Source organism: Stenotrophomonas sp. Steno-Z1, assembly GCF_056393175.1.
In genome coordinates, this window is the sequence record NZ_JBWJPB010000001.1 from 1,332,000 (window position 1) to 1,358,754 (window position 26,755).

General features: G+C 69.1%; 28 protein-coding genes. 10 read left to right on the top strand and 18 right to left on the bottom strand.

What is annotated here, in order from left to right; all coding sequences use genetic code 11:
* Positions 1-24: 24 nt before the first annotated feature.
* The 10 genes from AC06FD_RS05910 to AC06FD_RS05955 all read right to left on the bottom strand — a co-directional run bounded on the left by AC06FD_RS05910 (position 25) and on the right by AC06FD_RS05955 (position 11,976).
* Entirely contained in the window at positions 25-1,584 is a 1,560-nt protein-coding gene (locus AC06FD_RS05910; RefSeq protein WP_478077252.1) for a thioredoxin family protein, read from the bottom strand.
* A gap of 116 nt (positions 1,585-1,700) precedes the next feature.
* A complete protein-coding gene (locus tag AC06FD_RS05915) occupies positions 1,701-2,336 on the bottom strand; it encodes a response regulator transcription factor (protein ID WP_449334343.1) in 636 nt (211 codons plus the stop codon).
* Positions 2,329-3,387, bottom strand: coding sequence for a sensor histidine kinase (locus tag AC06FD_RS05920; protein WP_478077253.1), 1,059 nt, complete (start codon positions 3,385-3,387; stop codon positions 2,329-2,331). The genes AC06FD_RS05915 and AC06FD_RS05920 overlap by 8 nt, the downstream gene beginning before the upstream one ends.
* A gap of 82 nt (positions 3,388-3,469) precedes the next feature.
* Positions 3,470-4,207, bottom strand: coding sequence for an MgtC/SapB family protein (locus AC06FD_RS05925; RefSeq protein WP_478048098.1), 738 nt, complete (start codon positions 4,205-4,207; stop codon positions 3,470-3,472).
* Entirely contained in the window at positions 4,207-6,966 is a 2,760-nt protein-coding gene (gene mgtA, locus AC06FD_RS05930) for a magnesium-translocating P-type ATPase (RefSeq protein WP_478077254.1), read from the bottom strand. Before mgtA ends, AC06FD_RS05925 begins: the two co-directional genes overlap by 1 nt.
* A gap of 64 nt (positions 6,967-7,030) precedes the next feature.
* The gene (locus AC06FD_RS05935; RefSeq protein ID WP_478077255.1) at positions 7,031-7,330 is read right to left on the bottom strand and encodes a hypothetical protein; all 300 of its coding nucleotides are present in this window, start codon (positions 7,328-7,330) and stop codon (positions 7,031-7,033) included.
* A 298-nt stretch (positions 7,331-7,628) separates the two neighbouring features.
* Positions 7,629-8,231 carry a DUF2894 domain-containing protein gene (locus tag AC06FD_RS05940; RefSeq protein ID WP_478077256.1) on the bottom strand — a complete coding sequence of 201 codons (603 nt, stop codon included), beginning with the start codon at positions 8,229-8,231 and terminating at the stop codon, positions 7,629-7,631.
* The gene (locus tag AC06FD_RS05945) at positions 8,221-8,868 is read right to left on the bottom strand and encodes an OmpA family protein (RefSeq protein ID WP_478077257.1); all 648 of its coding nucleotides are present in this window, start codon (positions 8,866-8,868) and stop codon (positions 8,221-8,223) included. Before AC06FD_RS05945 ends, AC06FD_RS05940 begins: the two co-directional genes overlap by 11 nt.
* Positions 8,865-11,267, bottom strand: coding sequence for a DUF802 domain-containing protein (locus tag AC06FD_RS05950; RefSeq protein ID WP_478077258.1), 2,403 nt, complete (start codon positions 11,265-11,267; stop codon positions 8,865-8,867). Before AC06FD_RS05950 ends, AC06FD_RS05945 begins: the two co-directional genes overlap by 4 nt.
* Positions 11,268-11,277: 10 nt before the next feature.
* The gene (locus AC06FD_RS05955; RefSeq protein WP_478077259.1) at positions 11,278-11,976 is read right to left on the bottom strand and encodes a DUF3348 domain-containing protein; all 699 of its coding nucleotides are present in this window, start codon (positions 11,974-11,976) and stop codon (positions 11,278-11,280) included.
* Between the two features lie 138 nt (positions 11,977-12,114).
* Here AC06FD_RS05955 and AC06FD_RS05960 point away from each other — a divergent pair, with 138 nt between their 5' ends.
* Positions 12,115-12,822, top strand: a complete 708-nt coding sequence (locus AC06FD_RS05960) for an energy transducer TonB (RefSeq protein WP_478077260.1) — start codon at positions 12,115-12,117, stop codon at positions 12,820-12,822.
* Here the strand turns inward: AC06FD_RS05960 and AC06FD_RS05965 are convergent, their stop codons facing one another.
* Positions 12,823-13,431, bottom strand: a complete 609-nt coding sequence (locus tag AC06FD_RS05965) for a DNA-3-methyladenine glycosylase (protein ID WP_394162069.1) — start codon at positions 13,429-13,431, stop codon at positions 12,823-12,825.
* A gap of 430 nt (positions 13,432-13,861) precedes the next feature.
* Between AC06FD_RS05965 and AC06FD_RS05970 the strand changes: the two genes are divergently transcribed.
* Positions 13,862-14,026 carry a hypothetical protein gene (locus AC06FD_RS05970; protein ID WP_478077261.1) on the top strand — a complete coding sequence of 55 codons (165 nt, stop codon included), beginning with the start codon at positions 13,862-13,864 and terminating at the stop codon, positions 14,024-14,026.
* 53 nt (positions 14,027-14,079) lie between these two features.
* On the opposite strand, the gene AC06FD_RS05975 is transcribed toward AC06FD_RS05970, so the two are convergent.
* Both AC06FD_RS05975 and pip read right to left on the bottom strand, forming a co-directional pair.
* Positions 14,080-14,742: a hypothetical protein gene (locus AC06FD_RS05975; protein ID WP_478077262.1), complete on the bottom strand. Its 663-nt coding sequence runs from the start codon at positions 14,740-14,742 to the stop codon at positions 14,080-14,082.
* A 105-nt stretch (positions 14,743-14,847) separates the two neighbouring features.
* Entirely contained in the window at positions 14,848-15,810 is a 963-nt protein-coding gene (gene pip / locus AC06FD_RS05980; protein ID WP_478077263.1) for a prolyl aminopeptidase, read from the bottom strand.
* Between the two features lie 236 nt (positions 15,811-16,046).
* On the opposite strand from pip, the gene AC06FD_RS05985 reads away from it, so the two are divergent.
* Together AC06FD_RS05985 and AC06FD_RS05990 are read left to right on the top strand one after the other, a co-directional pair.
* Positions 16,047-16,472 (top strand): hypothetical protein, encoded by a 426-nt coding sequence (locus AC06FD_RS05985; protein ID WP_478077264.1) that lies wholly within the window; start codon positions 16,047-16,049, stop codon positions 16,470-16,472.
* Between the two features lie 46 nt (positions 16,473-16,518).
* Positions 16,519-16,995 carry a hypothetical protein gene (locus tag AC06FD_RS05990; RefSeq protein ID WP_259202746.1) on the top strand — a complete coding sequence of 159 codons (477 nt, stop codon included), beginning with the start codon at positions 16,519-16,521 and terminating at the stop codon, positions 16,993-16,995.
* A 79-nt stretch (positions 16,996-17,074) separates the two neighbouring features.
* On the opposite strand, the gene AC06FD_RS05995 is transcribed toward AC06FD_RS05990, so the two are convergent.
* A complete protein-coding gene (locus AC06FD_RS05995) occupies positions 17,075-17,755 on the bottom strand; it encodes a response regulator (protein WP_394162061.1) in 681 nt (226 codons plus the stop codon).
* 296 nt (positions 17,756-18,051) lie between these two features.
* Here AC06FD_RS05995 and AC06FD_RS06000 point away from each other — a divergent pair, with 296 nt between their 5' ends.
* Genes AC06FD_RS06000 through AC06FD_RS06010 form a run of 3 tightly spaced genes read left to right on the top strand, consistent with a single transcriptional unit; the run spans position 18,052 to position 19,809 of the window.
* Positions 18,052-18,849 (top strand): hypothetical protein, encoded by a 798-nt coding sequence (locus AC06FD_RS06000; protein ID WP_478077265.1) that lies wholly within the window; start codon positions 18,052-18,054, stop codon positions 18,847-18,849.
* A 2-nt stretch (positions 18,850-18,851) separates the two neighbouring features.
* A complete protein-coding gene (locus AC06FD_RS06005; protein WP_478077266.1) occupies positions 18,852-19,397 on the top strand; it encodes a GTP-binding protein in 546 nt (181 codons plus the stop codon).
* On the top strand, positions 19,390-19,809 hold the full coding sequence (locus AC06FD_RS06010) for a roadblock/LC7 domain-containing protein (RefSeq protein WP_394162056.1): 420 nt from the start codon (positions 19,390-19,392) through the stop codon (positions 19,807-19,809). The genes AC06FD_RS06005 and AC06FD_RS06010 overlap by 8 nt, the downstream gene beginning before the upstream one ends.
* Positions 19,810-19,912: 103 nt before the next feature.
* Here the strand turns inward: AC06FD_RS06010 and AC06FD_RS06015 are convergent, their stop codons facing one another.
* From AC06FD_RS06015 to AC06FD_RS06030, 4 genes are all read right to left on the bottom strand, one after another.
* Entirely contained in the window at positions 19,913-20,164 is a 252-nt protein-coding gene (locus AC06FD_RS06015) for a hypothetical protein (protein ID WP_259202734.1), read from the bottom strand.
* Positions 20,161-21,510 carry a TFIIB-type zinc ribbon-containing protein gene (locus AC06FD_RS06020; protein WP_478048109.1) on the bottom strand — a complete coding sequence of 450 codons (1,350 nt, stop codon included), beginning with the start codon at positions 21,508-21,510 and terminating at the stop codon, positions 20,161-20,163. Before AC06FD_RS06020 ends, AC06FD_RS06015 begins: the two co-directional genes overlap by 4 nt.
* Before the next feature lie 21 nt (positions 21,511-21,531).
* The gene (locus AC06FD_RS06025) at positions 21,532-22,680 is read right to left on the bottom strand and encodes an SPFH domain-containing protein (protein WP_259202731.1); all 1,149 of its coding nucleotides are present in this window, start codon (positions 22,678-22,680) and stop codon (positions 21,532-21,534) included.
* 122 nt (positions 22,681-22,802) lie between these two features.
* Positions 22,803-23,081 carry a hypothetical protein gene (locus AC06FD_RS06030; RefSeq protein ID WP_478077267.1) on the bottom strand — a complete coding sequence of 93 codons (279 nt, stop codon included), beginning with the start codon at positions 23,079-23,081 and terminating at the stop codon, positions 22,803-22,805.
* 221 nt (positions 23,082-23,302) lie between these two features.
* Between AC06FD_RS06030 and AC06FD_RS06035 the strand changes: the two genes are divergently transcribed.
* The 3 genes from AC06FD_RS06035 to AC06FD_RS06045 all read left to right on the top strand — a co-directional run bounded on the left by AC06FD_RS06035 (position 23,303) and on the right by AC06FD_RS06045 (position 26,655).
* Positions 23,303-23,998 carry a hypothetical protein gene (locus tag AC06FD_RS06035; RefSeq protein ID WP_478077268.1) on the top strand — a complete coding sequence of 232 codons (696 nt, stop codon included), beginning with the start codon at positions 23,303-23,305 and terminating at the stop codon, positions 23,996-23,998.
* Positions 23,999-24,117: 119 nt separating this feature from the next.
* A complete protein-coding gene (locus AC06FD_RS06040; RefSeq protein WP_478077269.1) occupies positions 24,118-24,666 on the top strand; it encodes an acyloxyacyl hydrolase in 549 nt (182 codons plus the stop codon).
* A 153-nt stretch (positions 24,667-24,819) separates the two neighbouring features.
* On the top strand, positions 24,820-26,655 hold the full coding sequence (locus AC06FD_RS06045; RefSeq protein WP_478077270.1) for a M91 family zinc metallopeptidase: 1,836 nt from the start codon (positions 24,820-24,822) through the stop codon (positions 26,653-26,655).
* Positions 26,656-26,755: the final 100 nt, after the last annotated feature.

The window sequence follows — 26,755 nt, forward strand, 5'->3', positions numbered from 1 at the left end:
GCGGCCGACACCCTCCTGCTTGCTTCAGCTTTTCAGCCAACGGTCGCAGGCCGCGCTGGCATCCGCACCCGGCGCAGCCTTCGCGCACGATTCCCCCATCCGCGCCTGCAGGCGGCCCAGCGTGTCCTGGCCGTGATGGGCGCGGCTCCAGGTCTGCAGCGTGCCGGCCAACCGCTCGAAGCGCTGGCGCGTGCGTTGGTGGTAGCCGGCCGGTTGCGCGTCCAGCTCCGCGATCACCTCCGCGGTGGCGTCTTCGATGGCCTTGGCATCGTCCGGACGCAGGCGCACCAGGCCTTCCACGTACAACACGCCCCATTGCACCCGCGTCGCCGGCCCCTGCGCGCCTGCGTACGCCTTGCGCAGCCACTCCAGCGCGGCGTCCTTGTCGCCACGCGCCTCGGCCAGTTCGGCCAGGTCCGGCATGTAGTAATACGGGGTCTGGCTGCGATCCAGTTCGGCCAACAGCAGCTTTTCCGCCGCCGCATCGTCGCCGACCTCGCGCAGCACGTACACCGCGGTGCTGATCGTCGCCTGCCGCTCGTGCGGGGTCGTGGCCGCTGCGTCGGCCGCGGCGACCCGCTCATGCGCCTTCTCCACCAGTGCCGCCGGCACCGTTGCACCGGCATGCTGCTGCTTGTACAGGGCCAGCTCGGTGATCACGCTGGACAGCCGCGCATCGGCGGCGTTGTCCTGGGTGGCGTCGGCGCGCTCCAGCGCGGCCAGCAGCAGGCCGCCCAACGGCTCCCGCTGCGCCGGCGTCGCGGCGGCGTGGGCCACCAGCGCCGGTCCCTGGTAGCCGAGCAGGTCGCGGTTGGCGCGCACCTCGGCCGGGGCGGCCAGTACGGTGGTGAGCAGTGCGCGGGCCTGTTCCCGCGCCTCCGGCGTCGGCGTCGTCGTGTCCTTGCCGCTGCTTTCCGCGCCGAGGGCAAGCAGGGCGAAGCGCCGTTGCAGCGCCGGTTCCGGTGCGGCCGCGGCCAATTGCCGCAACAGCGCCGCCGGGTCGCGCTGCCCGGACAGGCGGTTGGCGTCCACTTCCCAGCCATAGTCGCCCAGGACGCGCCAGTCGTCCTCGGACACCCGCTGCGGCGACACCACCGCCACCCGCAGCACATCGGCCACCGCGGTGCGGCGACCGGCGGCCAGGGTGAGCGCGCGGGTCAGTTCGGCGCTGTCGTTGCCGCCGGCCAGGCGGGTGATTTCGTGGCGCTGCGGATCCAGCACGATCAGCGTGGGATAGCCACGCACGCCGAACTGCTCGCCCAGGGCCTGCGCGCCTTCCTGGTCGCCGTCCAGGTACACCGGGATGTACTGGCGGGTCAGCGCGATGAAGCCCGGATCGCGGAACAGGGTCGCCTTGAGCTTGTTGCACGGCGGGCACCAGACCGCGCCCCAGTAAAGCAACACCGGCTTGCCGGATTGCCGCGCGTCGGCGAAGGCGTCCTCGACATCGCCGTGGCGCCAGGCGATCTCCTCGGCGACCGGGGCCGCCGAGGCGGTGGCCACCGGACTGGCAGAGGGCGCCTGTTGGCACGCGGCGAGTGCGGCGCACAGGGTGAGCAGGGCAAAGGGCAGGGCAGCGCGCATCGGCAGGTTCCAGGAAGGGCACCGCGTCTGCGGCCATCCCGCATTCTAGGAAGCCGCCGCGGCCCGCAGCGCGGCCGGTTCATGCCCATTGCTCATCTGGCCACTACCGGCGGTGATCAGCCCGGCCCCAACCGGTCGTACATCCGGACCAGGTCCACCAGGGTGCGTGCCTGCATCTTGCGCATGACATTGGCCCGGCGCACCTTCACGGTGATCTCGCTGACCCCCAGCTCGCCGGCGATCTGCTTGTTGAGCCGCCCACGCACGACGCCATCGACCACCGCACGCTCGCCGGGATTGAGCAGTGCCCAGCGCTGTCGCAGTGCATCCACGGCCTCGTCGTCGCGCCGGCGCAGGCGATCGCGTTCGATACCGAGGTGGATCGCATCCAGCAATTCCTGGTCACGGAACGGCTTGGTCAGGAACTCGATGGCGCCTTCCTTCATCGCGGCGACGCCCATCGCGATATCGCCGTGGCCGGTAATGAACACCACCGGCAGGGCCAGGCCATGGCTGGCCATCTGCCGGTGGAACTCCAGGCCGCTCTGGCCGGGCATGCGCACGTCCAGCACCAGGCAGGCCGGCGCGTCCTCGCGCGGGTGCTGAAGGAACGCGGCGATCGAGTCGAACGCGCGCACCTGCATTCCCATCGACGCCAACAGGTCCTCGAGTGCGGCACGCACCGAATGGTCGTCGTCGACCACGTAGACGATCGGGGCCGGCGCAGCGGCGGGGGCGAGGGGCTTAGCCATGCGCCACCCCGTCATCGATCGGCAGCTCGAACACGAAATGCGCGCCGCCGCCTTCGGCGGGTTCGGCCCGGATCTGGCCACCGTTGGCTTCCAGGATACTGCGGCTCAGGCTCAGGCCCAGCCCCAGGCCGCCGGACTTGGTGGTCCAGAAGGCATCGAACACGCGCTCCGGCGCCTCCAGCGGCAGGCCACTGCCATGGTCACGCACACTCAAGGCGACACGCCCGCCATCCACGCGCAGGCTGCGCAGGGTCAGGCGGCGGGCAGCGGCCGGAATCCCGTCCATCGCGTCCACCGCGTTGAGGATCAGGTTGCCGATCACCTGTTGCACCTGTACGCGGTCGCCGAGCACCAGTGGCAGTTCGTCGTCGAACTGGGTGGTCACGATAACCGCGTGCTGTTCCAGCTCGCTGCGCGACAGTGCCAGCATTTCCAGCACCGCCTGGTTGAGATCGAAGCCGCGGCGCTCCGGGCTCCCCCCGCGGGTCAGCCCCCGGATCCGCGCGATCACGTCGCTGGCGCGGTGCGCATCGGCGAGGATGCGCGCGAGGGTCTGGCGTGCCTTGTCCACATTCGGCGGATCCTGCGCCAGCCAGCGCTGGCTGGCTTCGGCGCTGCTGGCGATGGCGGCCAGTGGCTGGTTCACTTCATGCGCGATCGAGGTGGTCAGCTCACCCACCGTGGACGCGCGCGCCACCCGCAGCAGCCGCGCCTGGGCCTCCTGCACGGCCGCCTTGGCCGCCTCCATCTTCAACGACAGGTAGGTGGTGATGACGATCACCAGCATGCCGATCGCCGAGTTCACCAGGCCGATCCGGTAGGTGCCGAAGCGGGTCAGGAAGAAGCTCACCCCGGTCAGCGCGACGCAGGCCGCCGCAAGCAGGACAAGCCCGCGTGGGCCGAGAATCCGCGACGCGGCAAGGATCACCGCGGCATAGAAGCATGCGGCTGCCACCGCATAGTCGGTGAGCGTATCGGCGGCGAAGATCGCCGCCATCACCAGGCCCAGCCCGAGCAGGGCGAGGGTACGTCGCGAAGGCGAAGCGGGCATCGGGACACCTCCCAGTGGTGCCGGTGGAACGCCGCATGGTGCGGCGCGCGGAGCATAGCATCGGCGCGGTGCGCCGCTCGTGTCACTCGTCGAGGGTGGCATTCCAGAACGCCTGCAATACGCCGTCGGTGGCCGACAACGTGGCCATCACCGCGTCCAGTTCGTCGGCCGCCACCGCCGTCGCATACAGCACGGCCTCGATCTGCACCTCACGCTCGCCGAACGGACGCGGCTCCACCGCACGCACCGGGTAGTGCGCCTGCTCGAGCAGCAGCAGCAGCCGGTCCAGCACGTCGGCCTGGCGATCGCGCTCGCACACCACGGTGACCGCATACGTGGCCTCGCTGAACGCCTCCTCCAGCGGCTGCCGCTGGATGCGGTTGACCACCGGCCGCAGCAACGTGTTGGCCGCCAGTACGAACAGCGCGGCCAGCACGGCTTCCGGCAGCAGCTTGATCCCGGCACACGCCCCGACCGCCGCCGAACCCCACAGGGTGGCGGCGGTGTTCAACCCGGAGACCTGGGTGCCGTCCTTCATGATCACGCCGGCACCGAGGAAACCTACCCCGGAAATAACATAGGCCACCACATGCAGCGGCGAGGGCGGCCCGCCATGCAGGGCGTGGTAGCGCACGGCCAGGTCGACGAACACCGCCGCGCCCACCGCGACCAGCGTGTTGGTGCGCAGCCCGGCGGTGCGCTGGCGCAGTTGCCGTTCCAGGCCGATCGCCGCGCCCAGCACGAAGGCGGTGGACAGGCTGATCAGGGTGCTGATCGTGGCACCGGCGTTGAAGGCCGGCAGGTGCGGATTGAAATCCATCACTGCCACCCGTAACGGCGGATGTACACCTTCTTCAGCAGCGTGGTCAGGACCGCGTAGCCGAACAGGATCGCCACCAGGAACGGCCAGTAGCCCGCCGGCAGTGCCTGCAGCTTGAAATAGCCGGCCAATGGACTCATCGGCAGCAGCACGCCGATGGCCATGATCAGGCCGGTCATCAGCAGCAGCGGCGGGGCGGCGATGCTCTGCACGAACGGCACCTTGGGGGTGCGGATCATGTGCACGATCAGGGTCTGGGTGAGCAGGCCCACCACGAACCAGCCCGACTGGAACAGGCTCTGGTCGGCCACCGTGCGTGCGTCGAATACGTACCACATCAGCGCAAAGCAGCTCAGGTCGAATATCGAGCTGATCGGGCCGAAGAACACCATGAAACGCCCGATATCGGCCGGGTTCCACTTCAACGGCTGGCGCACCAGTTCCTCATCCACGTTGTCGAACGGAATGGCGATCTGCGACACGTCGTACAGCAGGTTCTGCACCAGCAACTGCAGCGGCAGCATCGGCAGGAACGGCAGGAACGCCGACGCCACCAGCACCGAGAACACATTGCCGAAGTTGGAACTGGCGGTCATGCGGATGTACTTGAGCATGTTGCTGAAGGTGCGCCGGCCCTGGATCACGCCGTCCTCCAGCACCATCAGGTTCTTCTCCAGCAGGATGACGTCGGCGGCTTCCTTGGCGATATCCACCGCGCTGTCCACGCTGATGCCGATGTCCGCCGCGCGCAGCGCCGGGGCATCGTTGATGCCGTCGCCCAGGAAGCCCACCACCTTGCCGTGCGCACGCAATGCGCGCACCAGTCGTTCCTTGTGCAAGGGCGTGAGGCGGGCGAACACCCGATGTCGCAGCGCCGCCGCGCAGACAGCCGCCTCGTCCATGCGTTCCAGCTGCGGCCCGGTCACGATGGTCTCGGCCGGCAGCCCGACCTGGGCACACACCCGCGCGGTGACCAGTTCGTTGTCACCGGTGAACACCTTCACTTCCACCCCGTGTGCGGCCAATGCCTGCAACGCCTGCGCAGTGGATTCCTTGGGCGGGTCGAGGAAGGCCACATAGCCCAGCAACGTCAACGCGTGCTCGTCGGCCTTCGAGTACACCTGGCGGTCTGCCGGGGTCTCCTTCATCGCCACCGCCACCACGCGCAGCCCCTGCTCGTTGAGTTCCTCGGTGGTCTGGCGGACGCGCGCCAGGCGGGCCGCATCCAGGGGCAGGTCGCGACCGTCCTCGCGCACGTGGCTGCACACCGCCAGCATTTCCTCCACGGCACCCTTGCAGATCAGCTCATGGTGGTCCTCGCGCTCGGACACCACCACCGACATCCGGCGGCGCTCGAAGTCGAACGGAATCTCGTCCACCTTGCGGTAGTCCTGGGCCAGGCGCAGCTCGGTCTGCAGCTCGACGTGCTCCAGCACCGCGCGGTCGAGCAGGTTGGTCAGCCCGGTCTGGAAGTGGCTGTTGAGGTAGGCGAAGGCCAGGACGTCCTGCGAATCATTGCCGAACACATCGGTATGCCGCTCCAGCGCGATGCGGTCCTGGGTGAGCGTGCCGGTCTTGTCCGTGCACAGCACGTCCATCGCGCCGAAGTTCTGGATCGCATCCAGCCGCTTGACGATCACCTTGCGCCGCGACAGCAGTACCGCGCCCTTGGCCAACGTGGAGGTGACGATCATCGGCAGCATTTCCGGGGTCAGCCCGACCGCCACCGACAGCGCGAACAGGAAGGCCTCCGGCCAGTCGCCCTTGGTCACGCCGTTGACCAGCAGCACGAACGGCACCATGACCAGCGCGAAACGGATCAGCAGCCAGCTCACACTGTTCACCCCGGCCTGGAAGGCCGTCGGCGCGCGCTCGCTGGCGGTGCTGCGCTGGGCGATGGTGCCGAAGCAGGTACGGTTGCCCGTGGCCAGGACCACGGCAGTGGCCGAGCCGGAGACCACGTTGGTGCCCATGAACAACAGGTTGGGCTGGTCCAGCAGGTGGGCCTGCTGCGGGTCGGGCTCGGCGAACTTCTCCAGCGGCAGCGACTCGCCCGTCATCGCCGCCTGTGCCACGAACAGATCCTTGGCGCCGAGCACGCGGCAGTCGGCGGGAATCATGTCGCCCGCCGACAGCACGATGTGGTCGCCGGGAACCAGCTCGCGGATCGGCAGCGAGCGCTGCTGCGCCGGGCGCCGGCTGTGCAGGTGCGCGCCAACGCAGGTGTCGGCCAGCTCGGCGACCTCGGTGCCGGGCGCACGCCGCAGCACCCGGGCATTGTTGCCGACCAGTGCCTTCAGGCGTTCGGCCGCCCGGTTGGAGCGGCCCTCCTGGACGAAGCGGATCAGCGTGGACAAGGCCACCATGGTGCCGATGACCACGGTGGCCTTGATGTCCTCGGTCAGCCAGGACACCATCGCCAGCACGCTCAACAGCAGGTTGAACGGATTGCGATAGCACTGCCACAGGTGGTGCCACCACGGCAGCGGCTTTTCGTGATCGATCTCGTTGGGGCCGAGCCGCGCCAGCCGCTCACGCGCCTCGTCCGCGCTCAGTCCATCCGGGTGCGCGTCCAGTCCGGCCAGCGCCGCTGCCAGCGGCGCGTGCGCCAGGCGCAGCAGGCCGGCACTGACATCGTCCGGCATCGCCGACGCCGCGCCGCGCCCCGTGCCGGCATCGGGCAGGGCACGGCGGCGGAACAGGCTCGCAGCACGACGGCTGCGCAGGAAGGCATCGAACCATGCATGCAGCAGGGTCATGGGCAAATTCCTCGAAAAGGCGGGCACTGCCGCGCACGCTCGGGCGCGGCAGCGCATGCAGGGTTCAGGCGTGCTGGGCGCAGGCGGTGACGAACGGGCTGGCAGGACGCAGCGGGGGCGGGCTGCCTTGCGTGCACAGCGGCTGCATCGCCGCCCGCAGCGGGGCGGGCAGGTGCCGCAACACGCGGATGCGCTCGGTGATCGGCAACAGGCTCAGCGCATCGGCAATGACCCGCTCCGAGCCGAGCACCAGGGCGCGGGCGAACAGCGGCGCGCCGTGCGCCAGCAGTTGGCTGCGCAACGCAGCCACGTTGCGCTCAGCGATCAGGCGGCGCAGGGTGATGTAGAGAATCTTGTAGTGCATCGGACAGCCTCCGGGCAGGCAACGCCCGGCCGGCCTGCCCGGACTCAGTCGCGCGCAGGCCGCCGGCCAGGCGCCGGGGTCGAACAGGGCAGGGGAGGAAGCAGCGGCGCGTGGCGCCCGGCAGGATCGGGATCCATGGGGACCTCCGGTGGCGGAAGAAGGGGAGCGGCGCCACGCAGTGCGCCGGGTCGGTGCGCGTATTGTCCGCAGGCGCAGCCCTCCGGCCTAGCGTCCCGTGGGTTCGTTCGGATATACGTTGGTATAGCGGCGGCACGCCGGCACCGGGTGGCGCGGCGGATCAGCCCTTGGGCGTGCGGCTGCGGCGCGGCTTGGGAATGCGGCCCACGTCCTTGGCCGGGGCCGCGTTGCGCGGCTGCAGCTGGTCCAGCCAGGACAGGTTGTCCAGGTAGGCCAGGAAGTGTTTCAGGTACTCCGGGCAGGTCTCGCCCATCAGCGTGATCGCCCGCTGCACCAGCACCGCCGAGTTCAGCGGGCCGCCATCACTGGGGGCGGCGGCCAGCGACTGGCGCACCTGGCCGCGACTGCGCACGGTGGCCCACAGCGTACGGAATTCCTCGATCGCCGGCAGCGCGGGGTACGCGTTGGCGGCATCGGTGTGCACTGCGCGTGCGGCCAACTCGGCGGCCAGCGCGGCCAGCGGCTCGGGCCGCGCGGCCGCAGGCATCGGCGCGCCCTTGCGGCCGCGCGGCAGCCGGCCGGCGTATTCGGCCACGCGCGCCGCCAGGCGCTGCTCCAGCAGCTCCCGCGCCGTGCCCTGGTGTTGCAGGGCACGGGCCTGCAACGCATCCAGCATCGCCAGGCCCACCGGGTCGTGGCGGTGCGTCGGGTCCTCGCGCCACGCCGCGATCCGCGTGCGCGGGTCGACCGGCTTACGGGGCATCGGTGGCCACCGTGGCCTTCGGCTGCGGGATCGGAGCCATCTCCACGCGCCGGTTGCGGGCGCGTCCCTCTTCGTCGGCATTGCTGCCGACCGGTTGCTCGGCACCGAACGCCGCAGCGAACACGGCTGAGGACGGCACGCCCTCGGCGATCAACGCCCGGGTCACGGTCAGTGCCCGCTCGGCCGACAGCGCCCAGTTGTCGGCGAACTGCCGATTGCCCTCGCGCACCTGCCGGTCATCGGTGAAGCCGCTGACCATCAGGATCTCTTCCCGCGAGGACAGGTACTCGGCCAGCGGCGGCGCCAAGCTTTTGAGCAGCTCGCGCCCCTCGGGCTGGAGCTGGTCGGAGTTCAACGCGAACAATACGCTGCCGCGAATGCCGATGCGGCCATCCACCAGCGTCACCCGGCCGGCCGCCAGCGGTACCGCCAACGCCTGCTCCAGCGTCTTGCGCCGTGCGGCCTCGGCCTGGCGCTGCTTGACCTCATGGTCCAGCCGCGTGGACAGCTCCAGCTGCAGCGCCACCACGCCCACCAGGATCAGCACGAACGCGCCCAGCAGCACCGACATCAGGTCGCCGAAGGCGGCCCAGATCGGCGCGCCGGATTCGCCGTCGACCTCGAGTTCATCGCTCATGCGCCGGCGGCCTTGCCCGCGCCACGGCGGCTGCCCAACTGCTGCAGTTCGTCGATGATCTGCTTCTGCGAGAGCACGCTCAGGTCGATCACCTCGCGCGCCTGGGCCACGTAATAGGCCAGTTGCTCATCACTGCGCGCCAAGGAGGCATCCAGTGCGCCGCCTATCTGCTCCAAACGCTCGCCGAGGCCGGCGCTGGCGCTGCCAAACACTTGCATCGCATCGCCGAACGCGTCGGCCAGGCTCGCCACCTCGACTGCGCTGCCCGTCACCTGCGCGGCCACCGCGCCAAGCTTGTCGGTCTCGGCCGCCAAGTGCTCGGTAAAGCGGCTGCCCACGCGTTCCAGCAGGTCAGCCGAGGTAGTCACCAGCGCATCCACGGCCGTGCGCTGCTCGGTGGAGGCATGGTTGACCGCATCGAGCAGGGTTTCCAGCGTCGCCAGCAGGCGACTGCGCTCGTCCAGCATGGCCGTGTCGCGCACCATGCTGTCCGACAGCTTCTGGCGCAGCTCGGCCACCACGTCGGCGGCCGCCTTCGGCGCTTCGGAGGCGACCTGCACCAGCCGCGAGATCTCGGCGATGGTCTCGCTGGCGTGGGCCTGGGTCTGCGCGCTGATGTCCTGCGCGGTCCGCGCCAACGCATCACAGATGTCCTGCTGGCGCTGCGCCACCGCGGCGCTGGTCTGCGTCCACTGCTGGCCGAGTGTGCCGGTGAGCGTGTCGAACGCTGCGCTCCAGCTGGCCAGGCGCTGCGCGTCACGTGATTCCAGGGCGTCCTGCAGGGCGTGCTGCGACTGTTGCATCGCCGCCACCAGCGCGGTGGCATGGGTATCGAAGCTCGCGGCGGCCGCCGACAGCGCCGCCTGGTTGCGCTCGGCCAGCAGGGCCGTGCTGGCCTCCTGCTGGGCGAGTGCGTCGCGCCAGGCCGCGGCGTTGTGCGTGGCGCTGTCCTGCAGGCGACTGGCGAGGGCATCGGCCAGGTCGGTGGCGCGGGTGTCGTGCTGCTCGGCAAAACGCTGCAGCGCCGCGTCGAGTGCGGCGACCAGGCCATCGTTGGCCTGCTGCTGCGCCTGCTGGGTGGCCGCCCAGCGGGCGGCGGTGGCGTCCAAGCGGCTGGCCAGCGCATCGGCCAGGCCGGTGGCGTGGCGGCCGTGCTGTTCGGTGAAGTCGGCCAGGCTGGCGCGCAGGTCGTCGGCCAGCGCCTGCTGGCGTTCCTGCTGGGCCAGCTGCGCGCTGCCCCAATGGCTCACGTTGGCGTCCATGCGCTCGGACAGCGCATCGAGCAGGCCGGCGGCGCGTGCGTCATGCCGGGTCGCCAGCTGCTCCAGCATGTCGTGCAGCGCGCTTCGCGACTGCTGCTCGGCCTGCTGCTGCGCGGCCAGTGCGTCGCGCCAGGTAGCGGCGTTGGCCAGCTGATTGGCCTCGAACCCGGCATGGACGCCGCTCAACTGCTGCTGCACGGCATCGCCGACGTGCTGCTGCAACGCGCGGGTGTCGCGGGTGATCGCCGCCAGGGTGTCCTGCAGGATCGGCTGCAGCGCCTCGCCCACCGCACGCGCACTCGCGGCCACGCTGTCTTTCAGCGCCAGCTCGACCGACGCGGCCAGTTGCGCATGGTCGGCATCGGCCTTGGCATGGAAGCGCGCCTGGCTCTCCAGCAGCTGCTGCTGCGCCTGGTGGCTGCGTTCCTCGATGGCCACGGTCATCGCATGCAGGCGTTCGACCAGCACCGGCATCAGCTCGGCCTGGGCCTGCGCCATGCGCAGCCCCTCGGCACGCTGCCAGTGGCTGGAATGCGCGGGCAACTGGCTGGCGATCTGCGCATCCAGCGCCTGCACCACCTGCAACCGCTCGCGGCGCACCAGCGCGGCCAGCAGGCCCAGCATCGCCGAGGTCGCCACGCCGGCGATCGACGTACCGAACGCGACTGCCAGGCCCTCGACCGGCGCGCCAAGCGAGCCGCGGATGGCCTGCAGGTCGGTCGCGCTCTCCAGCGCCAGCCCGGTCCCGCGCAGGGTGGCCATCATGCCCAGCAAGGTGCCGAGCATGCCCAGCAGCACCAGCAGCCCTACCAGGTAAGGGGTCAGCACCGGCGCCGGCAGCGCGACGCGCTCGCCTTCCACGCGCAGCCGCACCGCGTTGCGCAACCCGGCCGGTACCCGCTGCAACCATGCGCCCAGGTCCAATGCGGCGGCCGCAGTGTCCGCGACGGCACGGCCCAGCCCCAGCGTCGCCTGGCGATAGCGCAGCAGCTCCAGTGCGCCGGCGCAGTAACAGGCCACGATGACCGCGGCCACCACCGCGCCGACCGGATTGCTGCCCAGGTAACCGGCACCGATCCAGCACGCCGCCAGCAGGCCGGCAAGGAAGACAACAAAATAAAGACTCGTTCTGAACATGGCGTCCCAGTTATCGGGGGCGAAGCGCTGCAAGCAGGCCTTCGATCGGTTGAAAACGGACATCCAGTTCGGCCAGCAGCACGTCCTGCATATCCTTGTGGAAGCGCGCCAGCCAGCCCTCGTGGGCGGGTGCCGGCAGCGCCTGCGCGTTGTCGCTGTCGTCCGGCGCGGGCGAGGCCGCCGCGCGCAGACGTTCAAAATGCAGGCCCAGCAGCATCGGCACCGTGCCCAGCAGCACCTGCTCGCGCGGGCTCAGGGTCTGCTCCATCACCGCGTCCACCTCGGCCAGGCGTGCCATCGGCGCCCCGGCATGACCCAGCATGTCGCGCAAGCGACCACGCAGGCGCCCGGTCGATGCCTGCATCGAGCGCTGCACGGCCATGCAATGTTGGCGGTGCGGGGCATAGTCGTCGCTGGCCGTGGCGCGCCGCCCCTCCGCGGCGGCGGTGATCGACGCCGCCAACACCGTGCGAACCCGCGCGCATTCGGCCTGCTCGGCGCTGTCGAACACCGGCGCGTCCTCGGCCAGTGCAGGCAGCCGCCCATCCAGCGCCCGCGACAGCGCCACCGCGCGGTTCCAGTCCACCCACTGGCTGAGGCGCTCGCTCATGTCCGGGCTGGCGGCAGGCAGGGGGCCATCGGCAAACCCGGCCAGCATGCGGATGAAGGCCGGGCCGGGCACGGGCGGTCGGTAGGGGGCTTTCGCCATGATTCCGGCTAAAACGATGAATTTTACACCGGAATGACGATTTGCCTGTCTGAACGGTTCTGGCCTTCGGCCAGCGGCCTCGGCCCGGCACTCCCATTCAGTTACCATCGCTGCCGCCATCAGGGACGGAGCAGCGCCATGAAAAGACACACGCGGGGCCGGGCGATGGCCCTGTTGATCGTGGGCGGTTGGGCCACGCTGGCCAGCGCCGCAGAGCTGCCGACCGCCGACAGTCCGGAGGCCGTGCAGTGCCGGGCCGGCGAGGCGGCCGGCTGCGCTGCGCTGATCCGCGCGATCCGTGCCCGGCCCACCCACCTGCCAGCCACGCCCGAACAGGCGTGCGTCGCGGCCCTGCAGGACCGCCTGCTGGACCAGATCGATTGCCGGCGCGGGCACACCGATAGCTGCACCAGCGAACTCATGCCCGTGGCGAGCGATGCCTGCCCGGCGGGCCTGGAGCCTGCCGTGCGCGCGCAACTCGGGCTGGATGCCGGCGCCACGCTGCCGGTCGCGCCGTCGCTCGATGCCGCCTACTGGCGCAGCCACCTGCCGCGTTATCCGGCCGCCGCGTTCCGCGCCGGTATCGAGGGCGAGGCGGTGCTGCGGGTGGAGGTGTCCGCCGAAGGCCGCGCGATCGGCATGTCGGTGGCGTCAAGCTCGGGCAGCCGCGACCTCGACCGCGCCGCGATGGAAGCCCTTCGCACCCATCCCTTCGTGCCGGCCACGGCCAACGGGCGCGCGGTGATCGGGCGCACCCGGGTCAGCGTGCCGTTCGTGATCGGTGGCCGGCAGTGGGAGGAGGGCAGCATGCTCGACATGCGCTCGGTTGCCGCGCCTTCGCCCTGATCAGGCGCGGCCCCTGCCGCCCACGCGCCCGGACACATGCGCATGCCCCGGCACATGCCAGCGCCAGGGGAACGCCACCGCCTTGCTGATCCCGATCCGCGGCCCCACCGCCGGGTCGGACGGCGGGGCGACGCCGTCGCAGACGATCCGCACGCCGCGATCGTTACGGACCAGGTCAGCGCCATCCAGCGCCTTGGTGATCCCCATCGCCTGCGACAACCGCCCCGGGCCGCTGGCCAGGTCGCGGTCACGACGTATCGCCGGCCGCGCGTCACGGATCAGGTCCAGCCCGTGCACCGGCTCCAACGCCCGCAGCAGCACGCCCCAGCCCTGGCCCACATCGCCACAGACCGCATTGCTTCCCCAGTGCATGCCGTAGCTGAAGTACACATACAGGTGCCCGGCCTCGCCAAACATCGTCGCCGTGCGCGCGGTCATGCCGCGATACGAATGCGCCGCCGGGTCCTCGCTGCCGGCATAGGCTTCGACCTCGACGATCCGGCCGGCGCGACCGTCATCGCGCACCAGCAGCTTGTTCAACAGCGCCGGCGCCACCAGGGTCGGGTGGCGCTGGTAGAACGCGCGGGGCAGGGGGGACCAATCGCTCACGCCATCTCCTTGATTGCGGTGCAGGACGCGTCGCACGCGCGTCATTGCCTTCGCGCTGATCATGCCGCAGCGCACGTGGGCGCCGGATCAAGCGCCGTGACCGCGGCCGCGACTGGTCCGCTACGATCATCGGCGCGGCGCGACAGCGTGGCTGCCGGCGCCTGCGGGACGAAACGCGCGCGGCAACGCCCTGGTCCACGCTGCCGGCCGTCGCGCCGCCGACAGTTGCCTGCGGGCTGGGGCTGCAGGCTGCGCTGCCGGTGATGGTCGGCTTGGTTCCGTTTTCGCTGGTATCGGGTACCCAGGCCAGCCAGAAGGGGCACGGCACAGTCGATGTGCCCTCGATGGCCGGCCTCGACGCGCCGGCGGTTCGGCGTTCCCCGCCGTTGCCGCGGGGACGTTCCCGCCGCATGCTTTCCTGATCGTGGCCATGCCGCTGCTGGTCAACAGTCGGCGCGTGTTGATGGGGACGGTCCTGGCGCCTGTCCACCGAGCGTATGCCCTGCATTTCCTGGCCGAACGCCCGGCCGATCTGATCGCACCAGCGATGACCCTGCTGGCCGCCAGTCGGGTCTCGATGCTGCCTGCCGTCTGATCGGCGTGGGCAGCGCAGCAGTGTTGCGCGCTCAGATGGCGTGGATGCGCCGGCTAGGGCTGCCAGTGCACGGCGGCCAACGCAGCGGCCAGCACCTTCGTCGCGGCGTCCTTGCTGAAGGGCGGCGTGCGCGGCGGGTCATAGACGTCCGGCCGGGTGCCGGCAATGATCAGGTCGATGGCATAACAGGCGCCGCCGTGGACGGCGCGGTAGCTGTCGGCGGACAGGTAATGGCTCATCGCCGCATCGCCCAGCGTGACATGGGCAAACGGCACGCCCCCGACCTCGACGGTATCGACCGGGCCCATCGCTTCATCGGGCGGCACCAGGCAGTCCTGGACATCGGCCGCGGCATCGCTGCGCCCCACCCGCATCTCCGCCGACGTGACCGCATTGGAGCCATCCAGCACCACCGCCACCAGCGGCGTGCCCACGCTGCCTGCCGCGGGATACAACTTCCAGGAGTCCAGTGCCAGGTAACTGCGTTTGAAGTCACGCACGACATGGGTGCCGGGCACCTTGCGCACGGCGATCCCGCGGCCGGGTTCGGCGTACCCATCCGCGCCGGCAGCTGCGTCGGCATGCGCGGCGGCGGTGGCGGTGCCGGTGGCGGCCTTGGGCCCGGGCCCGGTCGTGCCCGCGGGGGTGGCGGTGCAGCCGCCGGTCATCGCCGCCAATGCGACGGCCAGCATGGAAATGCCAAGCAGGTGATTCATGAGGGTCGCGCGCTCCTTCCAGTCGCCTGGCAGCGTGCACCCGCGCAGGTTAAGCGCGCGCCACGCGCCCGTGCAGGCGAACCACGCGAGTGCGGGTATCGGCGCCTACGCGGACGGCCCGGCGATCCGGTCCGCAAATGCATCGGTGGCCCGCACCAGCGCATCGGCGGTGGCCGGTTCGGTCGCCCCGTGCCCGGACAGCACCATCTCCAGCGTGGCTTCCGGCCACGCGCATGCCAGGTCCCACGCGCTACGGGCCGGGCAGATGATGTCGTAGCGCCCCTGCACGATCACCCCGGGCAGGTGCCGGATCCGATCGATGCCACGCAGGAGCTGCCCGTGCGCCAGGAACGCGTTATGGCGGAAGTAGTGCGCCTCGATCCGCGCCTTGGCCAGCGTATCCAGCGGGTCGGCGGTCGATACCGCATCAACGTCGTGCACCAGGGTGGCGGCGTGGTCCTCCCAACCCAGCCAGGCCTGTGCTGCCGCGATCCGGGTGGCCAGGTCATCGCTGTCCAGGCGTTGCCAGTAGGCGGCGATCATCGCGCCGCGTTCGGCCTCGGGGATATGCGCTTCGTAGCGCGCCCAACGTTCCGGGAACACCCAGCGGGCGCCACCATCGGCCTCGTTGAACCAGCGATTCTCTTCCGCCCGTCCCAAGTACACACCGCGCACGATCACGCCGGCGGCACGCTGCGGATGCGCCTGCGCATAGGCCAGTGCGAGCGTGGAACCCCACGAGCCGCCAAAGACCAGCCAGCGCTCGATGCCCAGGTGCGCGCGGACCGTCTCGATGTCCGCCACCAGGTGCGCGGTGGTGTTGTCGCGCAGCTCGCCAAAGGGCGTAGAGCGGCCACTGCCGCGCTGGTCGATCAGCACGATGCGGTAGCGGGCCGGATCGAAGAAGCGCCGATGGGTAGGCGAGACGCCGGCACCCGGACCGCCGTGCAGGAACACCACCGGAATGCCGTCTGGCCGGCCACATTCCTCGACGTGCAGCGTATGCAGGCCATCGACGGCCAGTGCGAACTCGCGATAGGGAGCGATCGCCGGGTAAAGCGTGCGCATGCGACGTTCCTCAAAAGGGGGCAGGGCAGCATAGCGATCCCTACCGAAGCGGTCATCCCGCCGCCAGGTCGTCCACCGCCGCCGGGGCGCCAGATCGAGTAGGAGTACCCCTACCCGAACATCCAATCAATCCCGATAGGCGCCCATCGATCACGTACCTAGACTCACCAAGATAACCATTTAGACCGTGGGCATGCTGCAGCACCAGCATCCCACCAGGACGGGGAGTCTTGCCGATGAACGCTTTGTCATTCACGCCACGCGCCATGGCCTGCGCACTGCTGTGCCTCGGCCTGGCCGGCACGTCGAGCGCGGAGGGCACGCTCAGCGCCGACGCCAAGGCGCGCGCCGACGCATGGATCGGCCGGGACGCGTCCGAACTGCTGGTGCAGCTGCGCGTGGACGGTGGCCGCCTCGAGATCGACGAAGACGATACCTCGATGGAAACCTACTACACCTCCAACACCAAGAAGCCCGGCTGGACCGAGAACGTCTACGGCTCGGTGGGCGACCTCCGATACATCGACCACCAGGTCAAACACCCTCCCGAACACCGCTGCGACATCACCTACGTCGCCGACCGCGACGGCATCATCCGCCGCTGGGAGCATGACGGCCCCCAGTGCGACACCGACATCGTCGGGCCCAAGCCGCGGCGTTGACCGCGCACGTCGTTCGGCCCCACACACACTCAAGGAGATTCGCCCCATGCAGAACGTTTTCCGCGTGCCCATGCGCGCCGTCCTGGCCGCGTTGCTGGTTTCAGCCACGATGGCCGCACCGGCATGGGCCAAGCAGCGGCCTGGCGTGATCGAGGAGATGCAGCCCATCCAGAACCGTGGCGAAGACACCTCCAAGCGCACGCGCTTCGGGCGCGCCGTGGGCCAGAACCTGGGCATGCTCGGCGGCCTCGCGGCGGCCACGGGGCTGTCGAACGCCGGCCACGCTGAGGCCGGGGTGATCGCGGTGCCGGTCGCGGCCGCCGGCGGCTCCAAGGTGGGCGGCGTGGTGGGCGAGAAGATCGCCGGCGAAGGCCCGGCCACGCGTTACATGGTCAAGGTGCGCCTGGATGGGGGCCGCGTGCTGAGCACGACCCAGTTGCGCGAGAACGTCTCGGGCCTGTCCGTCGGCAGCCGGGTGATCGTCGATGGCAACGGTGACGAGGCACGCATCACCGCCGAATAACGCGTGGTGACCGGGGCGTCGCCGGGTGCGGCGTCCCGGGAGTGCCCGCGCGCGCAGTCCGGCGCGGCCGAGGCAGGCGTCACGCCGCCGTATGCAGGCGGGCGTGCGGGGCCAAGGAGGGCGACATGGACAGGCCATGCTCGCTGGCGAACGCATACAGCTCCGATTCGGCGCGCAGGCCAAGCTTGTTCATTGCCGAGATCCGCTGCCGGCTGATCGTACTGATGCTGCGATCCAGGCGCGTGGCGATCTGGGTGATGCTCAGCCCCGAGGAGTACAACCGCAGCACTTCCAGTTCCTTCGGCGACAGGCATGCGCACAGCGACCCGACATGCTCCTCGTCGGCGCACAGCTGCGACCGCAACCCACTGCTGATGTACAGCGCACCGGCGAGCACTTCGTCGATCGCCCGCGGGATGTCCTGCACCGAAGACACTTTGTCGATCACCGCGCGCACGCCGTTCTTCAACGCCATGCGCAGCGTGGGCACGTTCGACACCATGGTCATCAGTACCACGGGCAGCGCCGTATACCGACGCCGGATCATGGCCAGCATGGCCTGGCCGTCGGGCGACGATCCGCCGGGCATCGAAAAGTCCGTCATCAGCACGTCGCAAGGGGCGCGTTCGAGCGCGCCCAGCAGCTCGTCCGGGGTGGCGGCCTCGGCCACCACGCGAAAGCGCCCTGCACTTTCCAGCAGGGCGCGGGCTCCCATGCGCACGACGGGATGGTCGTCAGCGATGATGACGCGAATGGTCACGGTGCAACTCCTTGCGGGCGAACAGGGGAAACGACGCGGGCACGTTGCCGCACGCCTGCAGGTGCGCTTCCGGCTGCACCGAACCTCGTTCTGAGCCGAAATTCTCGGCAATTCAATATTTCTTGTATATACAACTAGTGCGAAAGGCGAACTACACCCTGTGCAGTGGTGCACTGTAGCGTCGCGCCGCGGTAAAGCATTGCAACATATTGCAAAACACCAGCGCCGGGTGCGTTTTCGCACTTTTTGCATCGCCAGCGCAGGGTGTCGGATGTTCTTCTAGGCCCCGTCGCACGGTGACCGCCCTGCGGCGCCTGCCCACGCCTCCGCTCAAACACGAAGCCCCCCATGATGTTGTCCGTTTCATCGACCGCGGCCGCGGCAAGGCGCGCGACATGAGCCGCTGCCGCCCCGCGCCGTTCGATGCATGCACGGCACTGCCTTCAATGGCGATGGTGCCGCCCCCTTTCGTGGAGGACCTGCGCCGCCGCCTGACGGGCGAGCGCCGCCAGCACGGGCCGGTGCACTGCGTCGCCATCATCTGCAACGGCAAGCTGCTGGGCTGGCTGGACACAGAGCAGAGCCAGGCGGTGCTGGCCGAGCCCTCCGCGGTGTCGCTGGCAATGCTCCAGGCGGCCCTGGTGGATGCGGTGCCGCGCCTGGAGCTGCTTCCCATCGCGCGGGCGTTGTTCGACGTGCAGGCGCGGCGGGCGCGGCCGGTGGCGTTGCGCCCGCTGCTCTGGCAGGTGGGCCTGGGCGCCTGCGCGGACCACGCGCCGTTGCCGCCGCTGCGCCGGGACAGCTGCGTGAAGCTGGGGCGCTGGCCCGACTTCCGCGTCCTGGCCCACCGCCATGACGATTTCCGCATCTGCGCGCTGCTGATCCAGCATGCACTCGACGTGGATGCCTGCAGTTCGATCCTGGGCGTGCCTCGCGAGGAGGTCCAGGCCTTTTTCAATGCCGCCTATCTGAGTGGCTATGCGCACACCGACACGGACCCGGCAGCGAGGCTGACGGCAGCCCCGGCGGCGCGGGCCGGCGGGAATGCGCTGGCCCGGATGTGGCGCGATGTGCGCAACCGCTGGAGTCGATGAAAATGCGTGAATACAAGATCGTGGTGCTGGGTGAAATGGGCGCGGGCAAGTCGACGCTGGTCCAGGCCCTGGCGCAGGGCAGGGCGGTCTCGACCGAGGTGCGCAATACCGACCCGAGCGCCGCCAAGCCGTTCACCACGGTGGCCCTGGACTACGGCGACATCGACCTGCCCGGCGGTGACCGCCTGCGCCTGTACGGCACGCCCGGCCAGATCCGGTTCGACTTCCTGTGGCCGATCCTGCTGGAAGGCGCGAGCGGTGCGATCGTGCTGGTCAACGCCGATGCGGGGCCACCGGACCAGCAGATAAGGCCGTACCTGGACGCGGTCGACCGCCATCCCGCGCCACTGCCGGTGGTGATGGGGATTACCCGGATGGATGACGCCAGCCCGACCCAACGCGCGGCCTGCGAACAATGGCTGGAGCGCGATGAGGGACAGCTGCCCATCGTGATGGTGGATCCGCGCGATCCGATGCAGGTTCTTACCGTAATGGATGTATTGATGAGCCAGATTGAATGCCAAGCCCTGGTGGCCTGCCATGAGTGACGCCTCCCCCATGGCGGCGATCGCCCCGGTGCGTGCGCAGGTCGACGCACACCTGAGCACCCTCGTGCACGACGTGGACGGGCTGATGGGCGTGGTGGTCGCCAGCCTGGATGGCTTCGCTCTTGCACAGGTCGGGCGCGAAGAAGAAACCGTCAGCCGCCTGGCCGCGATGACCAGCTCGATGCTGGCCCTGGCCGAGGCGCTCGGCCGCGAACTGGCGATCGGCTCGCTCGGCGCGCTGATCCTCGAAGCCTCGCACGGCAAAGTGCTCATGCTGACCATCCCGGTGCAGCCGCCGCAACTGTTGATGGCCGCATGCGACCAGACCAGCGCGATGGGGCAGGTGCTGTGGCACGCCAAGCAGTGCGTCCGCCGGCTCGCCGCCACGCTCCCGAGCGACGCCGCGCAGTGATGTAACAGCGCTGGCGCCATCCCGGCGCCCGTGAATCATGGGGACGCCGTGCCCGCCCGGGGAAGGGGCGGGCACGGCACTTTCGTGCCCGCAACCCGGGCGCTCAGCTGCTGTCGCGCATTACCCGGTTGCGGTAGGCACGCACGTTGTCGCCGCGGATGCGGGTCTCCTGCGTGCCCGTCACCGTGTCCACCAGGCGGTCCGAGCCGGTCACCGGCTTGGCCTCCACCTCGGTCTCGCGCTCGAATGCGTGGGACTTGTCGGTATTGCGGTAGTAGCGGTACAGCGCCCAGTACAGCGCCGTCGCGCCGGCCGGACCTGCGGCCAGCAACCAGAGCCCACTGTCATCACTCATGAGGAAGCCACCAGGAAGAAAAGGACGAGCGCTTCGATGATCGTGCCCGTGGTGAGCGCGGCGAGCAGCAGCTTCCACTGCTGCACCGGCACGCTGCCCATGGTTTCGCCGGTACGCCCGTTCACCGCGATGTAGTGCAGCATGCCGCCGTTGCTGCCCGGCTGGTGGTAGGAATACAGCCATACCGGCAGGTACATCGACACCCAGCGCGTGCCGTGCACGTCCAGCCGTTCCTGCTCCCAGCGCACGCCACGGTCGTAGCGCCGCACCGAGCCCTCGACCTGGGCGCGGGCGATGGACAGCAACTGGTCTTCCAGCCGTGGGCGCAGCTTCTCCACGTCCAGGTTGCGCTTTTCCGTGGTGAACCCCATCAGGTAGGACGCATTCCACTTCAGCGCATTCTTGGTATCGAACGGCAGGATGGTGTTGATGATGTTGTTGGTGTTGGTGCGCGTGTCGAGGTTGCCGCGCTCGGCCGATGACTCCAGCGGCAGGTCGTCCACGGTGAAGTCCACCTGGCGCTCCACCTGGTACACATCGGCATCGTAGTAGGTTTTGCGATTCTTCTCGGTGCCGCGGGTGTACTCGCGGGTCTTGATCTCGCCCTTGCCGGCCACTGCGGCGCTTACGTTGCTGTCCACGATCATATAGGGCAGGTACACGCCGATCACGTTTTCCGGAGTGAACTCCTGCTTGAACGCCTTCAAGGCGAACAGGCGACGCTTGTCCACGAACTGCCGGATGCGGGCCACCGCATCGGTCTTGCTGATCCGGAAGGGCAGCACCGCATCGGGCACCGCTCCGTTGGCCACCTGCTCGTTGACGCCGAACACGTGCCGGCACCAGTGGCAGCGGGCGGTCATCGTGCTCTCGGTGTTGATGGTCACCTCGGCACCGCAGCCGGTGCACTTGAAACTCATCAGGCTGGCGGTGTCGGCCTCGATATCGCGCGCACCGGAGGCAATGACGGTGCCCCGCAGCTGGTCGATGCCATCACCCAGCCCGAATTCCTGCTCCACCAGCGCGCCATGCCACTCATTGCGGCAGAACTGGCAGACCAGCACGTCCGTGCCGATCCGGAGCCGGACATCGCTCGAGCCACACTTCGGACAGCGATTGACGCCGTCCTTGAGTTCCTCGGCGGCGGTATCGAGGGCGACCGGGTCCGGCGCCAGCAGTTCGTCACGAATCGGCGGGGGCAGGGTGGTCGGGTCGACCGGGAAGGTGCCCGGCAACGGCGGCACCTCCCGTGGCGAGCCCGGGCCGCTCACGGGCGGGGGCGGCGCAGGCGGCAACGGGGGCGGCGCCGACGACGGCAGCGGCGGCGGAATTCTGGAATCGGACATGGTCTACGCGCGTCCTGGGTCTTACAGGCCCAGCGCCTTGGCTTTGAGCGTGTCGTAGTCGTCCTGGGTGATCAGGCCCAGATCCAGCATCTCCTTGGCCTTCTTCAACTTGGCCACCGGGTCATCCGCGGCCGGGGCCGCAGGCGTGGCCGGCTGCTGCAGGGCGCCGGCGCCGAACATGCCCGACGCCATGCCCACGCCCACCAACCCGGCCGCACCCCCGTTCTCGCCGGCAGACTGGATGCCCTGGGCGACACTGGCCTGCAGGTTCGAGTTGCCGCGCGAACCGGCCAGTGCATCGGCACGCTGCACGGTCTTGAGCAGTTCGCGGGTGTTGGCGTCGTACTCGATCGACACGATCGCCGTCTTGACGATGGCCAGGCCGCGGTCGGACTTCCACTGGTAGCCCTGTTCGACGGCGGCCGACAGGCTCTGCGCGAAGCCGAGCGAGTCCTGCTGCAGCTTGGTGATGCGGTTGCCCTTGCCCGGGTCGTTGGTATACAGGCTGAAGGCCGGCGCGAGCGAGCCCACCACTTCATTGAACAACTGGCTGGCTGCCGCGTTGTCCAGATCGGTGAAGTCGAACACCTGGCCCGGCTGCAGGTAGCTGGCCGGCACGAAATTCTTCACGAACAGGATCGGATCGACGATCTTCAGCGTGTACGAACCGCGCGTCAGCGCGCCGACCTGCGTGCCCAGGAAACCGTCGTCCCAGTAGATCTCCGACTGGGTGCCGAAACGGTTGTCCGGCAGTTCCTTGAGCGACACAAAGAACGCCGCCTGCTGCGAGCCCGGCTGGCCGCCGAACTTGAAGCGCTCCCAGCTCTGCTTGATCAACGGCCCGACCAGCCCATCGCCAGCGAAGATCGACTGCGAGTTGGCATCGTCCGAACGCCATTCATAGCCACCCGGCTCGGCGACGAAGCCGGTGATCGCCCCGTCCTGGAACAGCAGCAGGCCGTAGCCCTCCGGCACGACGATCTTCGACCCGTTGCTGATGATGTTCGAGGACGCGCTGGTGTTGGAGCCGCGCCCGGCATTGGTTCCGCGCGGGACGGCGGCGAAGAGGGCCGCCGTGGACGGCAGGCCCGTCGGCACGGTGAAGAAATCCTTCCACTGGTCGGCCAGAACACCACCGACTGCACCTTTCACCGCCTGTACCAGACCCATGACCAACTCCCTGTAATACGTGGACGGGCAGGGTGCCCGTCATGCCGGCCGACTATATCAGCAGCAGGGCAGGGGCGATCAGGGGCGCCGTCGCCACGAACCGGGCGGGAAGGCCGCCCCGATCAGCCCGGAAGATCGCATTGCATCTTGCCGTCCACGTAGTACGGCTTGGGCACGTCCGGGTTCGCGCTGGTCTTCTCGAAGACGACCTCGAATGAGTCGGTTCTCGCCGTGCCCTTGCGCTCGGCGCAGGCGTCCTGCAGCTTCTTTTTCACCGCGGCAAGGCCAGCGTCACGGTTGGCGCCATCGGCGCTGTTGGTCAGGTTGACCGTATCGGCAAAGGCGCTGTTGCTCAGGCCGAACAGGCAGCCTGCGAGGATGACGGCATTGAGGTTTTTCATGATGCTCCTTGAGTGGTTCGACCAGGTCCAACGCGCCGCATCCGCCTCCCTGCGCGAACACCGCGGTGGGCGGCAGCGGCTGCCCGCAGGATAGGCAAGGCCGGTTAAGGCGCAGTGTTGATCGCGGCGCGCTGGCAGCGTCCTGCCGGTAAGATGGTGCGCCGGCGGGTGTGCAACCCGCTGGGCAGGGCCGATGCCCATCGACAGGAGGATGTGCCGCAATGGATATGCAGGTAGTTCCGGAACCCGGGCTGTCCTTCTCGTGGCTGTACAGGCAAGTACAGCAGTACAACGAGCAGAGCATCCATCCCAAGGCCTCTCGGCTGGAGCGCTGGGCGCTCGGGACAGGGGTCGCCGCCACTGCGGCAGGACTGACCGCAGGGATGCTGCCCGTCAGCGTGCTGCCGCTGTCGTGGGCGCTAATGGCTCTCACCGCCTGCCTGGCCATCGAAGTCTCCGGCTTCACTCTTTTCCTGTTCCTGATGCTCAAGAGAGAAGGAGGCCAATACCTCCGCCCGCGGCTCTCGCATGCGGCCGAAATGGACGCCAACTTCGCCTATTGGACGCATCTGGTGAAGCAGCTCAGCGCGTTCCCCGCCGCTGAGCGGGAAGAGCGACTGCGGTTCGTCCTTGCGCTTCAGAAGACCATGACCTACCGCATGGGACTGATGTACGGCGGGCTGCAGAAGCTCGGTCCGTTTCCCGTACTGGTTGCGCTGTACCTTCAATTCCGGACGTGGACCCCGGGCGATTGGGCGGGCGGATTCGACGTCAATCCGGTCCTGGGGCTTCTCATTTTTTCGATGGTGCTGCTGTATGCACTCGGCTGGGTCCTGGTCGGCATGCGCACCCGGCTGGACGTCTATTCAGCGCTTCTGGACGCCTCGCTCAAGGACGCGCCTTCGACGGCGCCCTGATCGCGTGTCCGCAGTCGGCAAACGGTCCGGCGCCCCGGCTTAACGCAATTGACACAAACATGAACAGGAGGCAGAGTGGCGCCGCCCAGAGGGGCAACCCACTTTTTGGAAGGATCTGAATGAACAAGTACGTGACTCTGGTCGCCGCGATCGCGCTGGCCACCCTGTCCACCGACGCCATGGCCGGCCAGGCATTCCTCCGCGCCGAGCTGGGCAGCAGCGATACCGAAGTGCGCTATGACGGGTTCCGCGGCAGCGAGTCCGACACCTCCGGCGTGGTCGGCGGCGGCTACTGGTTCACCCCGAACATCGGTGTCGAAGGCCATGTCGGTTCGCTGTACAACAAGGACCTCGGCTACGACGAAGAGCTGGACCTGGTCTCGATCGGCGTGGGCGTGGTGGCGAAGAAGAACTTCGGCGCCGACAACACCGGCTTCTTCATCGGTGCACGTGCGGGCGTCGCGCGCATGACCGCGCAGGTCCGCGAGGACACCTTCGACGTGGTCGATGACGAAAGCTCGACCAAGCCCTACTACGGGGTCAATGTGGGGTACGACTTCAACCGCCGCTGGGGCCTGAGCCTCAATTACGACCGCCGCAAGGGCGAGTTCAGCGGCGTGGACGTGGAGGTGGAGACGATCAGCGTGGGCGGCGAATTCCGCTTCTGATCGTCGCGCCCCGCGTGACCCGATGACGGCAGGCCGGTGCTACGGCCTGCCGTTTTTGTGTGGCTCGCCAGCGCCGCGTGACACCCGTCCTTCACGCCGCGGCAAGCCCTCGTATATATTGCGCCTCATCACATGGACGAATGGGATGCGCAGATGGCAACGGACGCTTCTACCGCAACGGGAACCTCGGGCGCGGGCGGCGCACCGCCGCCACCGCCGCCGATTGCGGTCAATGGCGCGGGCTCGCCCATCGGCACGCCGGTGATCGGCATGACCCCGGACGGCAAGCCGACCCGTAGTGACCTGCTGTACGACAACGGGCGAACCGGAGACGACCAGGTCCGCATCACCCGCGAGCGGGTGACCGGCGGCAACCAGTTCGACGATGTCATGACCCTGCACACCGGCGACAGGGACGATGACATCCGATTGAGCCAGCGTCCCGATGGGGTGCTGGCCGCGACCGTCAACGGCCAGGCCTATGAACTGACCCTGGGCCGCGACCAGGAACTGGGCGTGCGCAGCAACGGCGGCAACGACCGCATCATTGCCAGCAACACCACACCGGCATTGACCGAGGGCGTCGATCCCTTCTACGTGCAGACCGTCGCCAGCGCCGGCACCGTGCGCGTGGACATGGACGTGCGCGGCGGCGATGGCGACGATGTGATCATCACCGGCTCCGGCAATGATCGCGTCGACGGTGGCCGCGGCGACGACACGATCCTCACCGGCAACGGCCGCGACGACGTGTCCGGCGGCGCTGGCAACGATCGCATCGATGCGGGGGCCGGCAACGACGTCGTCTACGGCGGCGACGATAACGACCGCATCCGCGGTGGACGCGGCAACGACGTTCTCGACGGTGGCCGCGGCAACGACGTCATCGATGGCGAGGAGGGCCGCGACGTTCTCTCGGGCGGTCTCGGCAACGACACCCTGCGTGGCGGCGCCGACGTCGACCACATCTACGCCGGGGCTGGCACCGACACCGTGCACAACAGCGGTGGCCAGGACGTGGTGTATGGCAGGGCAGGCGAGGACACCGTGTCGGCCGCCGAGGGTGCTGGCAACCGTGTCGTCGACCCGGGTGCGCATGACCCCTCGCTTGGGTCCAGCATCCTGATTTCCGGGTCCGACAGCTTCCGCGAACGCGTGGAAGCCGACCTGGAACAGATGCGCGGCTCACCGGCCGGGCGCCAGATGCTGGCCGCACTCGACCAGGCCGCGGCTGCGCCGCCGGTGGGCAAGGGCAACGCCGTCACCATCGCCGAACTGACCAACGAGACCAATGGCGCGGCCGGCGGCCATCCGGCCGGTCCGGGCCAGCCGCTGCAGATGCACGATGACATGTTCCTCGCGCCGGATCCGGAAACCGGGGCGATGGTGGCCGGTGCCGGCACGCCGGCGATGGTCCATTACAACCCCAGCTTCCACAGCGATCATTTCCCGGCACCGGGCGTGATCCTCCAGCACGAGCTGTCGCATGCCTACAACGTGGTCAACGGCACCCTGCAGCCGGACATGTACCGGGGCGCCGACACCGACGGCCGCAGCGGTGCCGTCGGGCAATGGGAGCGCCAGGCGGTCGGCCTGCCGCACGACGGTGCCAGCTTCGACTTCGACAACGACCCGGCCACGCCGCCGACCCAGGCCAACCCGGCGCCTTTGACCGAGAACGCCGTCCGCCGCGAGATGGGGCTGCCCGACCGCACCGAGTACAGCGTCGGCCCTGGCGCCCTGGTGTCGCCTGGCCAACCGAATGCCGCGCCGGCCAGCGCCCACCCGCACACGCATGGCGCCCACCTTGACGCATTGTTCGACGCCTCCCGACGCGGCGATGACGCAGCCCTCGGCAAGGCCCTGGAGGGCCTGATGGACAGCGACGCAGGCCGCCAGTTCCAACAGCAGATGGACGCCGCTGCCGAACGTGGGGCGCCCGTACCCGAACACGCGCAAGGCCGCGCCGAGCCCGTCCTGGAACGCTGAGCACCTGCATGCATCGCTCCCACCAACCTGCACCTCCCACGCCGCGCCAGCACACTCCCGCACGCGTCCGCCACGCTGCGCTGCCAGCCCTGTTGCTCGC

Excerpts from the sequence above, each read along its gene's own strand:
- AC06FD_RS05910 (WP_478077252.1), bottom strand. The coding sequence starts at position 1,584 with ATGCGCGCTGCCCTGCCCTTTGCCCTGCTCACCCTGTGCGCCGCACTC.
- AC06FD_RS05915 (WP_449334343.1), bottom strand. The coding sequence starts at position 2,336 with ATGGCTAAGCCCCTCGCCCCCGCCGCTGCGCCGGCCCCGATCGTCTAC.
- AC06FD_RS05920 (WP_478077253.1), bottom strand. The coding sequence starts at position 3,387 with ATGCCCGCTTCGCCTTCGCGACGTACCCTCGCCCTGCTCGGGCTGGGC.
- AC06FD_RS05925 (WP_478048098.1), bottom strand. The coding sequence starts at position 4,207 with ATGGATTTCAATCCGCACCTGCCGGCCTTCAACGCCGGTGCCACGATC.
- mgtA (WP_478077254.1), bottom strand. The coding sequence starts at position 6,966 with ATGACCCTGCTGCATGCATGGTTCGATGCCTTCCTGCGCAGCCGTCGT.
- AC06FD_RS05935 (WP_478077255.1), bottom strand. The coding sequence starts at position 7,330 with ATGCACTACAAGATTCTCTACATCACCCTGCGCCGCCTGATCGCTGAG.
- AC06FD_RS05940 (WP_478077256.1), bottom strand. The coding sequence starts at position 8,231 with ATGCCCCGTAAGCCGGTCGACCCGCGCACGCGGATCGCGGCGTGGCGC.
- AC06FD_RS05945 (WP_478077257.1), bottom strand. The coding sequence starts at position 8,868 with ATGAGCGATGAACTCGAGGTCGACGGCGAATCCGGCGCGCCGATCTGG.
- AC06FD_RS05950 (WP_478077258.1), bottom strand. The coding sequence starts at position 11,267 with ATGTTCAGAACGAGTCTTTATTTTGTTGTCTTCCTTGCCGGCCTGCTG.
- AC06FD_RS05955 (WP_478077259.1), bottom strand. The coding sequence starts at position 11,976 with ATGGCGAAAGCCCCCTACCGACCGCCCGTGCCCGGCCCGGCCTTCATC.
- AC06FD_RS05960 (WP_478077260.1), top strand. The coding sequence starts at position 12,115 with ATGAAAAGACACACGCGGGGCCGGGCGATGGCCCTGTTGATCGTGGGC.
- AC06FD_RS05970 (WP_478077261.1), top strand. The coding sequence starts at position 13,862 with ATGCCGCTGCTGGTCAACAGTCGGCGCGTGTTGATGGGGACGGTCCTG.
- AC06FD_RS05975 (WP_478077262.1), bottom strand. The coding sequence starts at position 14,742 with ATGAATCACCTGCTTGGCATTTCCATGCTGGCCGTCGCATTGGCGGCG.
- pip (WP_478077263.1), bottom strand. The coding sequence starts at position 15,810 with ATGCGCACGCTTTACCCGGCGATCGCTCCCTATCGCGAGTTCGCACTG.
- AC06FD_RS05985 (WP_478077264.1), top strand. The coding sequence starts at position 16,047 with ATGAACGCTTTGTCATTCACGCCACGCGCCATGGCCTGCGCACTGCTG.
- AC06FD_RS05990 (WP_259202746.1), top strand. The coding sequence starts at position 16,519 with ATGCAGAACGTTTTCCGCGTGCCCATGCGCGCCGTCCTGGCCGCGTTG.
- AC06FD_RS06005 (WP_478077266.1), top strand. The coding sequence starts at position 18,852 with ATGCGTGAATACAAGATCGTGGTGCTGGGTGAAATGGGCGCGGGCAAG.
- AC06FD_RS06010 (WP_394162056.1), top strand. The coding sequence starts at position 19,390 with ATGAGTGACGCCTCCCCCATGGCGGCGATCGCCCCGGTGCGTGCGCAG.
- AC06FD_RS06015 (WP_259202734.1), bottom strand. The coding sequence starts at position 20,164 with ATGAGTGATGACAGTGGGCTCTGGTTGCTGGCCGCAGGTCCGGCCGGC.
- AC06FD_RS06020 (WP_478048109.1), bottom strand. The coding sequence starts at position 21,510 with ATGTCCGATTCCAGAATTCCGCCGCCGCTGCCGTCGTCGGCGCCGCCC.
- AC06FD_RS06025 (WP_259202731.1), bottom strand. The coding sequence starts at position 22,680 with ATGGGTCTGGTACAGGCGGTGAAAGGTGCAGTCGGTGGTGTTCTGGCC.
- AC06FD_RS06030 (WP_478077267.1), bottom strand. The coding sequence starts at position 23,081 with ATGAAAAACCTCAATGCCGTCATCCTCGCAGGCTGCCTGTTCGGCCTG.
- AC06FD_RS06035 (WP_478077268.1), top strand. The coding sequence starts at position 23,303 with ATGGATATGCAGGTAGTTCCGGAACCCGGGCTGTCCTTCTCGTGGCTG.
- AC06FD_RS06040 (WP_478077269.1), top strand. The coding sequence starts at position 24,118 with ATGAACAAGTACGTGACTCTGGTCGCCGCGATCGCGCTGGCCACCCTG.
- AC06FD_RS06045 (WP_478077270.1), top strand. The coding sequence starts at position 24,820 with ATGGCAACGGACGCTTCTACCGCAACGGGAACCTCGGGCGCGGGCGGC.